General features: G+C 69.1%; 13 protein-coding genes. 6 read left to right on the top strand and 7 right to left on the bottom strand.

Annotated elements, in window-relative coordinates; translation table 11 throughout:
* Positions 1-9: 9 nt before the first annotated feature.
* Both FB454_RS19930 and FB454_RS19935 read right to left on the bottom strand, forming a co-directional pair.
* A complete protein-coding gene (locus FB454_RS19930) occupies positions 10-1,596 on the bottom strand; it encodes a 4Fe-4S dicluster domain-containing protein (RefSeq protein ID WP_145752083.1) in 1,587 nt (528 codons plus the stop codon).
* Between the two features lie 13 nt (positions 1,597-1,609).
* Complete coding sequence (locus FB454_RS19935) at positions 1,610-1,939, bottom strand: ArsR/SmtB family transcription factor (RefSeq protein ID WP_145752084.1); 330 nt, start codon at positions 1,937-1,939, stop codon at positions 1,610-1,612.
* Positions 1,940-2,009: 70 nt separating this feature from the next.
* Here FB454_RS19935 and FB454_RS19940 point away from each other — a divergent pair, with 70 nt between their 5' ends.
* Positions 2,010-3,398, top strand: a complete 1,389-nt coding sequence (locus FB454_RS19940; RefSeq protein WP_145752086.1) for an MBL fold metallo-hydrolase — start codon at positions 2,010-2,012, stop codon at positions 3,396-3,398.
* Positions 3,399-3,686: 288 nt separating this feature from the next.
* Complete coding sequence (locus FB454_RS19945; RefSeq protein WP_145752088.1) at positions 3,687-4,442, top strand: PIG-L deacetylase family protein; 756 nt, start codon at positions 3,687-3,689, stop codon at positions 4,440-4,442.
* A gap of 363 nt (positions 4,443-4,805) precedes the next feature.
* Here the strand turns inward: FB454_RS19945 and FB454_RS19950 are convergent, their stop codons facing one another.
* The 3 genes from FB454_RS19950 to FB454_RS19965 all read right to left on the bottom strand — a co-directional run bounded on the left by FB454_RS19950 (position 4,806) and on the right by FB454_RS19965 (position 7,355).
* Positions 4,806-5,936, bottom strand: coding sequence for an FAD-dependent monooxygenase (locus tag FB454_RS19950; RefSeq protein ID WP_145752090.1), 1,131 nt, complete (start codon positions 5,934-5,936; stop codon positions 4,806-4,808).
* Positions 5,933-6,553, bottom strand: coding sequence for a TetR/AcrR family transcriptional regulator (locus FB454_RS19955; protein ID WP_145752092.1), 621 nt, complete (start codon positions 6,551-6,553; stop codon positions 5,933-5,935). Before FB454_RS19955 ends, FB454_RS19950 begins: the two co-directional genes overlap by 4 nt.
* Positions 6,554-7,088: 535 nt before the next feature.
* Positions 7,089-7,355: a metal-sensitive transcriptional regulator gene (locus tag FB454_RS19965; RefSeq protein WP_145752166.1), complete on the bottom strand. Its 267-nt coding sequence runs from the start codon at positions 7,353-7,355 to the stop codon at positions 7,089-7,091.
* A gap of 455 nt (positions 7,356-7,810) precedes the next feature.
* Here FB454_RS19965 and FB454_RS19970 point away from each other — a divergent pair, with 455 nt between their 5' ends.
* Both FB454_RS19970 and FB454_RS19975 read left to right on the top strand, forming a co-directional pair.
* Positions 7,811-8,203, top strand: coding sequence for a YidH family protein (locus FB454_RS19970; RefSeq protein WP_145752095.1), 393 nt, complete (start codon positions 7,811-7,813; stop codon positions 8,201-8,203).
* Positions 8,200-8,559, top strand: a complete 360-nt coding sequence (locus tag FB454_RS19975) for a DUF202 domain-containing protein (protein ID WP_145752097.1) — start codon at positions 8,200-8,202, stop codon at positions 8,557-8,559. Before FB454_RS19970 ends, FB454_RS19975 begins: the two co-directional genes overlap by 4 nt.
* A 579-nt stretch (positions 8,560-9,138) precedes the next feature.
* Here FB454_RS19975 and FB454_RS19980 read toward each other — a convergent pair.
* Together FB454_RS19980 and FB454_RS19985 are read right to left on the bottom strand one after the other, a co-directional pair.
* A complete protein-coding gene (locus tag FB454_RS19980; RefSeq protein ID WP_145752100.1) occupies positions 9,139-9,531 on the bottom strand; it encodes a DUF302 domain-containing protein in 393 nt (130 codons plus the stop codon).
* Positions 9,532-9,608: 77 nt separating this feature from the next.
* Positions 9,609-10,811 (bottom strand): NAD(P)/FAD-dependent oxidoreductase, encoded by a 1,203-nt coding sequence (locus FB454_RS19985; protein WP_145752102.1) that lies wholly within the window; start codon positions 10,809-10,811, stop codon positions 9,609-9,611.
* A 152-nt stretch (positions 10,812-10,963) separates the two neighbouring features.
* Between FB454_RS19985 and FB454_RS19990 the strand changes: the two genes are divergently transcribed.
* Positions 10,964-11,233, top strand: coding sequence for a metal-sensitive transcriptional regulator (locus tag FB454_RS19990; protein WP_145752105.1), 270 nt, complete (start codon positions 10,964-10,966; stop codon positions 11,231-11,233).
* 122 nt (positions 11,234-11,355) lie between these two features.
* A complete protein-coding gene (locus FB454_RS19995) occupies positions 11,356-12,756 on the top strand; it encodes an MBL fold metallo-hydrolase (RefSeq protein WP_145752107.1) in 1,401 nt (466 codons plus the stop codon).
* Positions 12,757-12,783 lie beyond the last annotated feature (27 nt).

Genomic DNA, 12,783 nt, shown 5'->3' on the forward strand with positions numbered 1-12,783 from the left:
CGGTGTCTCCTAGGCGAGGGGGACCGATTGGCCGGCCTGGACGTAGGCGTGTTCGTGCAGGGCCAGGCCGGCGAGCGCGACCACCGCGGCCGCGGCGACCAGCCCACCGCCGAGGCCGACCGACACGACTCCGGCCGCGGCCAGCAGGGCGAGGGCCACCAGGGCCAGGCTCGCCCGGTAGGGCCAGCGGTACCGGCCGCCGGTCATCGCGTACGTGGCGAGCCTCGCGTGGGCGGTGACATGCGGCAGCGTGACCTCGCCGAGCACGAACAGCAGGTGTGCCAGGGTGGCGCCGCCGAGCACCCAGCCCAGGGCGTGGGTCACTCCATCGGTCCGCCATGCCTGGATCGGGAGCAGCACCGCCGCGCCGGCGAGGAACGCCTGCACCGCCAGGTGTGGTGGGAGCAGCGGGCTCTGCCACAGGTCGCGTGCCTTGGCCTGAGCGAACAGGTACGCGGTGTAGACCGCGGTGAGCAGGGCCAGCGGCAGTCCCGCGACGGCCGCGCCGGTCCGCAGGGCGGGGGCGTCGATGATCGCGGCGAGCAGGTGCAGCCCCAGTACGGCGGCGAAGCCGCCCAGGATGATCCCGCCGCGGGCCAGCCAGGAGCGCCACTGTGGCCGGGTCAGGATCAGATAGAACCGTTCCGGGTGTTCGAGGTCCCAGATCAGTAGGGCTGCGGTCAGGGCCAGAAACGTGGCGGCGACGACCGGAGCGATCCAGACCCAGAGCGAGCTGGCGGCGTCGAGCCTGCCCAGCAGCACCAGGAGCAGGGGGACCAGATACGCCCCGGCCGCGATGCTCTTCGTCCAGGTGTAGGCGCTGACCCGCCAGTCCCAGGGCGCGCGGTGCGCGATGTCGTACGAGATGATGGCGGCGGCGCTGCTGGACTGGGCCGTGGTCGGTCCCTGCACGATGTGCGGACCCGTCGGTTGCTCGGCCCAGGCGTAGGTGTCCCCCTCCGGTCGGCCGGCGGCGAGGGGATCCAGCGTGGCCTGCGTGGCTCCCTTGTAGAACAGCTTCGGCCTGGTGCCCTTTTCGGGCCGGCGGACCGACACCGGTTCGCGGTTGACGATCTGCGCCACGGCGGAGTCGGGGTCGTTCAGGTCGCCGACCATGATCGCTTGGGTGGGGCAGACGACCACGCAGGCCGGCTCCAGTCCCACTTCGAGGCGGTGTGCGCAGAAGTTGCACTTCTCCGCGCAGTGGTCCTCGGGGTTGATGAAGATCGCATCGTAGGGACAGGCCGCCATGCAGAACTTGCAGCCGATGCAGGCGTTCTTGTCGAAGTCGACGATGCCGTCGTCGCGGACGTACATCGCGCTGGTGGGGCAGGCGGCCACGCAGGGTGCGTCGGTGCATTGGTTGCAGCGGGTGACCTGGAACGCCCGCCGGGCCTGCGGGAATGCACCGACGTCGACGTTCTTGACGAACGTGCGGGTCACCGAGAGCGGCACGTCGTTCTCCGACTTGCATGCCGTGGTGCAGGCATGACAGCCCACGCATTTAGTCTGGTCGATGACTTTCGCCCACGCGGGGCTGGGTGGCCCCGTTCCGATCGAGCGGGCGATGATTGGCGGCGCGGGCTCGTGTGGCATTGCGCCCTCCCGGCTAGGAGTCGGTGGTCGTGGTTTCCAGTAGGCGTGCCCGGTGCTGCACGCTGGCGCAGACGATCTCGCAGAGCCGCTCGATCGTCTTCTCGACGACCCGGTAGAAGACCTGGTTGCCGACCTTGCGTCGGCCGAGGACCCCGCCGAGGGTCAGTTTCCGTAGGTGTTGGGACGCGTTGGCGACCGAGATCCCGGCGGCCTCCGCCAGCTCGCCGACGGATGTTTCCCCGCGCTCGCACAGCAGGCTCACCAGATGCAGCCGCGTCGGATCGCCGAGGAGGGCGAACCGTGCGGCGGTCTCGTCGAGCATCGGTCCGGGGCCAAGCGCCATGGACAGACGCTAGTTCTTGGGTCTTCAATTAGTCAATTGATTGCTGGCCAAAAACGTGAGGCGGTGTGTCATGGACTTCGAGGTCTTCACCACGCCCGGGCTCGGGGACAACAGCTATCTGCTGCGCTCGGGCGACGAGGCGGTCCTGGTCGATCCCCAGCGGGACGCGTGGCGGTTCCTCGCCGCGGCCGAGACGCTGGGGGTACGGGTGCGTGCGGTGCTGGAGACGCACGTGCACAACGACTACGTCTCCGGTGCGCACGAGGTGCGCGCCGCCACCGGCGCGGAGCTGGTGCTGCCCGCCCGAGGCGGTTACGAGTTCCCGCACCGGCCGGTCGACGAGGGCGACGAGGTCGCCGTGGGCGATCTGCGGCTGGTCGCCACGGCCACGCCGGGCCACACCCCGGAGCACCTCGCCTGGCTCGCCTACCAGGCAGGAACAACGGAGCCGCAGACCCTGTTCAGCGGGGGCAGCCTGCTACTCGGCAGCGCCGGGCGTACGGACCTGCTCGGCCCGGATTTCACCGACCGCCTGACCCAGGACCAGTACGCCAGCCTGTCCCGACTCGCCACGCTTCCCGACGACGTGCGGGTGCTGCCCACCCACGGCGCGGGGAGTTTCTGCGTGGCGGCTATGCCGTCCACCTCGCCGACCAGCCTCATCGGTACCGAGCGCCAGCGCAATCCGCTACTGCTCGCCGCAGATTTCGCCAGCTTCGCCGAGGAGCTGTCCGGGGAACTCATGGCCTACCCGAGCTACTACGCGCACATGGGGACGATCAACAGGGCGGGGGCTCCCGCGCTCGGCACGGTCCCGCAACCACCCGAGGTCACCCCGGCCGACGTGACCGAGGCCCTGTGGGCGGGCCTGTGGGTGGTCGACGCCCGCGATCGGGCCGCATTCGCCGCCGCGCACGTTCCCGGCTCGATCAACATCGAGCTGAACTCCGGGTTCGCGAGCTACGTCGGGTGGCTGCTGCCGTTCGACGCCCCCATGCTGCTGATCCTGCCCGAGCCGGCACCCGAGTCGTTGCGGGAGGTGATGACCCAGCTCATCCGGATCGGCTGGAGCAACGTGCAGGGGTACCTGCCGGGTGGGGTCGAGCGGTGGCGTTCGCACGGCGGTGACGTGTCGTCGTACCCCCTCGTCAGCGCCGACGATCTCTGCGACGCGTACGTCCGCGGCCACCAGCCGGCGGTGCTCGACGTCCGTCAGCCACTCGAGTGGCAGTGGGGCACCATCCCCGGCAGCCACACCGTCTTCGTCGCCGACCTCCCGGCGCGCCGGCAGGAACTCCCCCGTACCGAACCGGTGTGGGTGATCTGCTCGAACGGGCACCGGGCCGCGATCGCGGCGAGCCTGCTCGACCGCGCCGCCGTGCCGGTCCGACTGGTCGGAGACGGTGGCGTCGGGGAATGGCGGGTACGGTGCCGGTCCCTGCGGACCGCAAGCGTTTAGCCGGGAACGTCGCCGTTCACGGAGAGACGGGCGGGTCCGGCCGCCCGGGGCGGACCGGCACGTTCGCGCGGCGGTATGGGCGGGTTCAGGGTGTTCGTGGGCTTTGCGCAGTGTGGTGTGGCCCGTGGGCGACCGCGGACCAGATCGCACGGCTGGTCCGGGAGGCAAGCTTTCCCGCCGTGGTCGATTCGGTGATCAGCATGTCCCCGATCGGCACGGCGAACGCGGCGATGACCGGGCGAACCATATACCCTAGGGGGTATTGTGGTTGGTGGAGAGGTGATAGCCATGACGCTTCCGACTACCGGCACCTGGCCGAAGCTTCCTTGGCAGGTCACCGGGGTGCTCGCCGTGGTCGCCCACCCCGACGACGAATCCTCTGGCCTTGGTGCCGTGTTGGAGGAGCTGATCACCCACGGCGCCCGGGCGAGCGTGCTCTGTTTCACCCGCGGCGGAGCCTCCACCCTGCACGGCAGCCCTGGAGAGTTCGCGGTCACCCGGTCGCAGGAGATGCACGGTGCCAGTGCCGCACTCGGCGTGTCCCGGGTCGAGCTGCACGACTACCCGGACGGCAACCTCGGCGCGGTGCCCCTCGATGAGCTGGCCGGTCACATCCTGCGGCTGATCGGTGAGGAACGCCCCAGTCACCTGATGGTCTTCGACCTCGGCGGGGTTACCCGCCACCCTGACCACCACCGCGCCACCCAGGCCGCCCTAGCCGCTGCCGGCGTGGCCGGCCTGCCGGTGCTGGCCTGGGCGGTGCCCAGGTGGGTCGCGGAGCAGCTGAATGCCGAACTCGGCACGACCTTCATGGGACGCGACCCGGCCGAACTGGACGCGGCGCTTGTCGTGCGTCGCCGGCTCCAAGCAGCCGCCATCGCCTGCCACCGCAGTCAGTCCATCGAGAATCCGGTGCTGCGCCGCCGCTTGGAACTGCTCGGCGACCATGAGTACCTGCGATTCATTGACCCGGCGACGCTGGCGGGCACAACATCAGGTTGCGTGGCGGCGGGATACGTTCGCCCGCCCGTGTTCACCGGTTGAGGCGCCGTCGCACCGGTATGCGTCGCGCGAGAATGATCATCTGAGGAGTCTGCGGTAGCAGATGGCTGAATGAGGTCGACCAAGAGTTCAGCGCGCTTCAAAGATGCGGCTCCGGGCGTCGCTGGTCCCGCCCGCTCCGGTCGGGCCGTGTGGGCACAGATGTGGGGCGGCACCAGGAGTGCTGGTCATGAGCTGGCGTTGACAGTTTGGGGTTGAGGCGAGTTGCAGTGCAGATGCTGGACCGGCGGCGTGAGGGACGGTGCGAGGGGCGCCTCTGCTCACCTGCCCCGGCGGGCGGCTCTACCCCGTGAAGAAGACGGCAACAGTCCGCCGCCGCGGGTACCTGAGTGCTCTTCCGGGCCCCTACGCCTTTGCCAGCAGGTCGAGCGCGGGCTGCACCAGCTTGTGGTACTGGGCCTCGACCAGGGACGGCGGCAGGGATCGCATGAACGTATTGCGCACGGTGCGGGCCAACGGATTGGTCCAGTGCGAGAACTTCCCAATGCGCCGGGAGGTGAGCTGTATCGCGCGCACTCGCTCGTGCCGCAACGTCGTGTACCGCTGCAGGGCTCCGGCGATACCCGGCCGCAGCGCCTTCATCAGGCCATAAGCGTCCTCGATGGCCATGGCCGCGCCCTGCCCCTGGTTGGGGGTCATGGCATGTGCGGCATCGCCGAGCAGGAACACCCGATCGCTGCCCCACACCGGCGCGGCCAGTTCCTCCAGGTCGTGGTGTAGCGGCGGCCGATCGGTCAGCATGTCGAACAGCCTGGTCAGATCCGAGTGATGCGCGGCGAAGGCGGCCCGGAAGCCGTCCGGCCAGTCGAGTTCGGGCGCGCGGCGCGGCGCCGACCTGACCAGGTAGTAGTAGAGCTGACCGCCGCGCAGCGGGACGACGCCGATGCGGGTGCCCGGGCCCCAGGCCTCCACCGCCCGAAGGAAGCCGGGGTTGCGAGTGAGGCCGCGCCAAGAGGTGGCACCGCTGTAGAGCAGCGGCTGCTGTCCCAAGCTGAGCCTGCGGACGGTCGAGTGCAGGCCGTCCGCTCCGACGACCACGTCGAAGGTGTGTGGATCCGGTTCGTCGCCGAACCAGACAGATACCCCGCGGGAATCCTGCCGGATTCCGTTGGCGCTGCTACCAAGGATCAGCTGCACCCGTTCGGGTAACTGCTCCAGCAGGGCGGCGTGCAGGTCGGGCCGCGACAGTGCCCACATCGGACCGTATTGCCCGGCCAGGCGCTGGGTCTCCAGCCGTTGTAGCAGCTGCCCGCCGGCGCCGACCAGGTCGAGCGAGGGTAGAGCGTGGCCGTGCCGGGACAGGTCGACGCCGAGCTCGGCGAGGATCTTGGCGGCGTTGGGTGCCATGATGATGCCCGCGCCGACTGGCGAAAACTGCTCCATCTTCTCCGCCAGTGTGACCTGGTGGCCGGTCCTCGCCAGCGCGATGGCGGCGGTCAGTCCACCGATGCCACCGCCGACAACGAGTGTCTTCATGCTCCATCCTCCATGCGGAATAGGCGATGCAGCGATGCTGCGAGCAGGGCCAATTGCTGCGGTCGCTCCAACTCGCCTCGTAGGCCGGCCACGAGGAAGGCGAAATACAGCCCGAAGTACGCCGTGAAGGCCAGAGTTGGGTCGATGTCGGGGATGGCTTCGGCGCCGACGCCCTCGGTGATCCGTTCGGTGACCCAGTCCTGAAACTGTTGGATGCGCTGCTGTGCCGGGCCGTGTGGACCGGATCGGAACAGGGTCGCGGCCAAGTACTGCCGGGCCAGGTCAGGCTCGTCGTCATAGCCCTCATACAGGCAGCCGGCCACATGGACCAGCTGTCCGACCAGGTCCGCGCTGGCTGGCACGGTGTCCATGCCCAGTTGCAGCGCCTGCCCGATGCGCTCGTCGAGCAGCGTCTCGACGAGCAGGTTCATGTCCGCGAAATGGACAAAGAAGGTTCCGGCCGCCACCCCGGCCTCGGCGGCGATCTCGCGGGTGGTCGTCGCCGCGAGCCCGCGCCGTTCGATGACGCGCCGCGCGGCCGCCAGCAGCTCATGCCGGGTCTGCTCCTTGCGCTGCTGCCGCACCCCCGTAGGCGCGGACTTTGACTCCTCGCTCATTCACTGAGCATACTCAGTGAGTGCGCTCGGTCAACAGCTTCCTCCGAATATTCGGGCAGGCCGCTGTTGCGTCACACCAGGTCCTGACGCGGAAGCCGACGGCGCCGGATCCGCCTCGGCGACTTCGCCGACCAGTCGCGGACGACCACACCGCAGGGGCGGCGTGTCGGAGACGCACTGGATCCGGCGTGGTCGGCGCTGGCGACGAGCCAGCAGCGCCCGAATCTGCGGCTCGACCGCATCCACGATCGAACCGCGAGTGACCCGCTGATAGCGGGGCGGTTCATGGCTCCCAAGCGCCTTGCGCACCGTGTTCCGTGAGACCTCCAGCCGACGAGGGATGGCCGTGATCGCCAACCCTCGGCCCGGTACAACCAGCGGATCTCCGCCCGGTCCTCCACGGCCAGCACCTCCCGATGCTTCCGGAAGGGGTCAGAATTCAGCGGCCCGGAACCATGGGGTCAGTTATCAGGCGGAGCCGACAACCTTGTGGGGGACTCGCGCCTCGACGGGGTGCACCCCCATCAGATGGTGGTTACGCAAGAGACAGGAACAGCTTCTCCATCTGTTCGAGATTGGCCTTCTGGTCCTCGCCCGCGGCACCGCTGACGCACTGCTGCAGCCCGCTAGCGATGATCTTGAACCCGGCGCGGTCCAGTGCTCGCGACACCGCTGCGAGCTGGGTCACCACGTCGGCGCAGTCTCGACCGTCTTCAAGCATGCCGATGACGCCGCGAATCTGGCCCTCGGCGCGGCGAAGCCGTTTGATCACGTCACCGACTGCATTTTCGTCGACCTGCATGTTCAAGCCCCTCTCCATGTCCGGCGCCAAATGTACACCGGGGGGGTATGGAATTGCGGCATGCTACTATCGCCGCATATACCCAGGGGGGTATGTAGGAGACGGTTCTGCGATGATTGAAGTAGACCTTGCGACGTTTTCCCACGCGCGCTCCGACGCTGCGGTGGTTATCGACGTCCGCGAGCCGCACGAGTACATGATCGGGCACGCGGCTCATGCACGCGTGGTTCTGCTGGGACACGTGCCGGCGTGCGCCGCGGAGATTCGTCGCGGTGAGGCGGTCAACGTCATCTGCGCCAACGGTAACCGCAGTCGAATTGCGGCCGCCTACCTGGATTGGCTTGGGAGTACGGGTCTAGGTCCACCCGACAGCCGGACGGAGCGGCCAGCATTTACATGGGAGGAGCACACATGGCCACCACGATCAGTGACCGGCGCGGGAGGGGTGGGTCACCATGACGCTGTTCCGTCCGCGACCGGATCGTCCCCCGCTGCACGAGGTGGGGGAGACGCCGGACTACCGCTTCAGCTTGGCGAACGAGCGTACGTTCCTCGCCTGGATCCGCACGTCGCTGGCGCTGCTGGCCGGTGGTGTGGCGGTCGTTCAAATCGTGCCGGACTTCGCGTTCGCGGGGGCCCGGCCGATGCTCGGGGTCATACTCATCGTGATGTCCACCGTCATCGCCGCGACGAGCTACGCGCGGTGGGAGCGCCGCGAGCGGGCGATCCGGCTCGGCGGGCCGCTGCCCCGGTCGGTGCTTCCACGGGTGGTTGGCATCGGGCTGTCCGTGGTTATGGTGCTGGCGCTGGTCTTCGTGCTGATGGAAGTGGTGCGAGGACAAGAATGAGACGTCCCGAGCCCGCACATCCAACGGAAGTCATCGACGTGGGCCTGCAGAGCGAACGCACCTACCTCGCCTGGCAGCGCACCGCCCTGGCCTTCGCGGGAGTCGGCGCGCTGCTGCTCTACACCGGCCTGTCCCGCGGACCGGCGCTCGCCATCCCCGGGGGACTTGGGCTGCTCACTGGCGTTGTCCTGCTCGCTTGGGCGCGACCGCGCTATCGACTGATGGTGGCGGCAGCGGGTTCTGGTCGTGCCGTGGCGGACCGTCGGATGGTGGTCGGCGTCGCGACGGCGGCCACATTGTTGGCCCTGGCTGGTTTCGCCGTCCTACTCGCGGCGGCCCGCCACAGCACGGCGTGACACCTCGCGGCCAGCCCGAGCCGGCCAGCGGATGCGCCGATCCCATGGTCGCCTCGCCGCAGATGCAGCACGTTGCGTTCGGCGGGCGCCGGAGTGCGTTGGGGTGAACTGCGAACGTCCGGACCGGTCGATCATTCCCGCGAGACCCTGCGCCAGGTATCGCTCGGCCACCGCTTCGCGGTGCGGTCCAGGGCAAGTGGCTGCTCGAGTACCGTGGCCGCTCAAGGCACACGAACTCGTGTCAGCATCGGTGCTTAGCCGGTCCGCGACCGCCGGATTCCGGCGCGTTTGCCGGGTTGAGGATCTCGCTGCGCTGACGCAGGCCGCGCGCCCGCGCCTTGCTGGACACCGCGTACAGCGCACCGACCGGTTGCGAGCTTGCAGGCTGTCCGCAGCCGGTGCGCCGCGTTCGGAGTCGATGCTCTCGATCCGGTGGGCTGCCGGTCCGCGCGCTGAAGCGGGCGATTCGTTCCGGTGACCTGGACATGGTCGACGTGCGGGCCAAGACCGCCGGGCAGGCCGCCCGCCGCTGTCGGTGCGACCGCCCAGGGGTGCGGGCGCGAATTCCCCTGCCACCTCTCAGCCCGTGAGCGCGTCCAGTGCCGCGCGCAACCGCCGGGTCGCCTCGTCGGCGACCTCCCGCAGTTCGGCTGCGTCGCTGAGCTGCACCATCACCTGCGGATCGAGGGCCTGCACCAGGGTGGCGTCCGGACCGTCGGCGCGGACCACGACGTTGCACGGCAGGAGCAGGCCGATGTTTCGGTCGGCCTCCATGGCGCGGTGCGCGAGGGGCGGGTTGCAGGCGCCCAGGATGACGTACTCCTCCATGTCGACCCCGAGCTTCTCGCGCAGCGTTGACCGCATGTCGATCTCGGTCAGCACTCCGAAGCCCTGGTCCTTCAGCGCGGCCCGGACCCGCTCGAGGGTCGGGGTGAATCCGGCGGTCAGCCGGGTGGTCATCGCGTAGCTCATGCTCTGCTCTCCTTCAGGTGAGATGGTGCCGGTCGCGAACGATCGGCGTGGGTGATTCGGCAAACCGTTCGGGCCAGTCAGACCAGCCCCCGTAGCATGCCGTGCCAGTACAGGGCCGGAAGCCCGTAGCGCTTGAGCAACCACATGTCGTAGCGCGGCTTCATGGTGTCGATGACTGGGAAGCTGGGCTTCGGCTTGAGCTGGTAGTCGAACTCGGCGAGCAGCATCCGGTTGTGGGCGGTGACCAGCGGGCAGGAGGTGTAGCCGTCGTAGCGGGCCGGCAGCGGCTTGCGCCCGGGCGCGGCGAGCATGTTGGCCACCACGACCGGCGCCTGCTTGCGGATGGCGGCTCCGGTCTTGGACGTCGGCAGGTTCGCCACGTCCCCGAGGGCGAAGACCTCGGGCCAGCGGGTGCTCTGGAGGGTGTACTGGTCGACCGCCAGGTAGCCGAACGGGCTGGCGGGATCGGCGAGAGCGCTGTCCTTGAGCCAGTCCGGCGCGCTCTGCGGCGGTACGGCGTGCAGCAGGTTGTAGTCGATGGTCTCCTTGGTGCCGGAGGCGTTGTCGTGGATGACCGCCCGCCGGCTGTCCCCGTCGACCTCGACGAGCTGAGACTCATAGCGCACTTCGATGCCGTAGTCCGCGGCGACCGGGACGAGCACTTTCGCCCAGTCCGGCTGGCTGAAGATGGTCGCCGTGGGCAGCACCAGGATGATCCGGATGCCGTCCAGCAGGCCCTGCCGGCGCCACCAGTCGGCCGCCAGGTAGGCGATCTTCTGTGGCGCGCCGCCGCACTTGATTGGTCCGGCCGGCATGGTGAAGATCGCCGTGCCGCCTCGCACCTTCTGGATGAACTCCCAGGTGCGTGGTGCGAGGTCGTACCGGTAGTTGCTCGACACCCCGTTGCGCCCGACCGATTCGGCCAGGCCGGGTACGGCGTCGAAGTCGAGCTGCAGCCCGGGAGCCATGACGAGCTGGTCGTAGGCCAGCGTGTCGCCGCTGCCGAGCGTGACGGTGCGGTTGTCCGGGTCGGCGCTGGTTGCCCGGTCCCGGATCCAGGTCACGCCCTTGGGGATGAGCTTTCCTTGCGGCCGTACGGTTTCGCCCGCCTTGGTGAGGCCGCTTCCCACCAGGGTCCATAGGGGCTGGTAGTAGTGGTGCTCGGAGGGCTCGACCAGGGCGATGTCGGTGACGCCCTGGCGATGTAGCCGCGCGGCCACGCTGATGCCGGCGGTGCCGCCGCCGACGATGACCACATGATGGTGCCGGACGGTAGTCATGGGACCTCTCAGGTAGGAGAAGGGCGACCGCCGGGGGCACCGCGGAGGGGCGGGAATCCTCCGGCGACCTTCGAGGTTAACCATACCCGGGGGGGTATCCCCTTCGCCAACCGTTACCCCCGGGGGTATAGTGGAACGCGAGAGGTGGCGCGATGAATCTCCGACCTGAAATGACCAGTGAGGCGTTGACCCGGCTCAAGCGGGCGCGGGGACAGCTGAACGCGGTCATCGAGATGATGGAAAACGATCAGGACTGCCGCGAGGCGCTGACGCAACTCGCGGCGGTGTCCAAGGCAATCGACCGGGCCGGGTACAAGATCATCGCCTCGGGCGTGCGGTACTGCGAGGCCGCGCGCGAGCGCGGCGAGGTGCCGGAGATGTCCGAGGAGGAGCTGGAGAAGCTCTTCCTGGCCCTCGCCTGATCGGGCCACCTGTCCCGTGCCGCCACCGGCGGCGCGGGCGGTAACCGCTTCACATGAGCCGGGCAGGACCCTGCCCCCTATATACCCCCCCGGGTATGTAGTCTTTGAAGGGAGTACGGCCAGTGACACTTGAGGTGTCCGTTATCGCGACATCGTCCCTCGGCGACCGGAGCTACCTGGCTTCGGACGGCACGGTGGCGATCGTGGTCGACCCGCAGCGTGACATCGACCGGGTCCTGTACCTCGCCGGTGAGAAGGGCGTACGGATCACGCATGTGGTCGAGACGCACATCCACAACGACTACGTGTCCGGCGGGCTCGAGCTTGCCCGGGTGACCGGTGCGCACTACCTGGTGGCCGCGGCCGACGAGGTCGGGTTCGACCGAATGCCGGTATCCGACGGTGACCAGGTTCCGGTCTCGGACTCTCTGCGGCTGCGAGTGATCGCGACGCCGGGTCACACCTTCCACCACCTGTCGTACGTCCTCGACGAGTCGACCGAGGGCGGTTGGTGGCCGGTAGGCGTCTTCACCGGCGGCTCGCTGCTCTTCGGCACCACCGGGCGTACAGACCTGCTCGGCAAGGAGCACGCGCACGAACTCGCCCACCACCAGCATGCCTCCGCCAAGCGGCTGGCCGACCTGCTGCCCGACGGCGCCGAGGTGTGGCCGACCCACGGGTTCGGCAGCTTCTGCTCGGCCAGCCAGTCCGACGCACCCGAATCGACGATCGGCCGGGAGAAGACGGCCAACCCTGCCCTCAAGCTGGCCGCAGACGAGTTCGTGACCGAGACCCTCGCCGGCCTTGACGCATACCCCGCGTACTACGCCCACATGGGCGTGGCCAACTTCGCCGGCCCCGCGCCGGTCGACCTGACGCCGGTCACCCGGGCCGATGCCACCGAACTGCGCGAGCGGATCGCCGACGGGCAGTGGGTCGTCGACCTGCGGCACCGCAAGGCGTACGCCTCATCGCACGTCGCCGGCACGGTCAGCCTCGGGCTGGACGGACCGATGTCGACCTGGCTGGGTTGGCTGATCGACTGGGGTGTCCCGATCACCCTGCTGGCCGAGACGCCAGAGCAGGTCGCCGACGCCCAGCGCGAGCTGGTTCGCATCGGCATTGACCGGCCCACCGCGCAGGCCACCGGTCAGCCGGAGAAGTGGGTGACCAAGCCGGAGGAGCTGCGGAAGATGCGGCTCTCGGACTTCCCGGCGCTGGCCGCCGGGCGCGCGGGCAACACGCCCGCCGGGCTGCCCGCCCCGGATGTGGTCCTCGACGTGCGGATGACCAACGAGTGGCGCACCAGCCACATCAAGGGCGCGGTGCACATCCCGCTGCCGGACCTGCCCAAGCGGCTGGCCGACGTACCGGCCGGCGCCGTCTGGGTGCACTGCGGCTCCGGCTACCGCGCCACCGCCGCGGCGTCGCTGCTGGCCAACGCCGGCCGCGAGGTCGTCGTCATCGACGACAAGGTCGACCAGGCCGGTGATGCCGGTCTGGAGATGGTCAGCGGCGCCTGACCGATCAGCGCCCCACCGGCCGGCGCC

The organism is Micromonospora sp. CNZ297 (genome assembly GCF_007827625.1).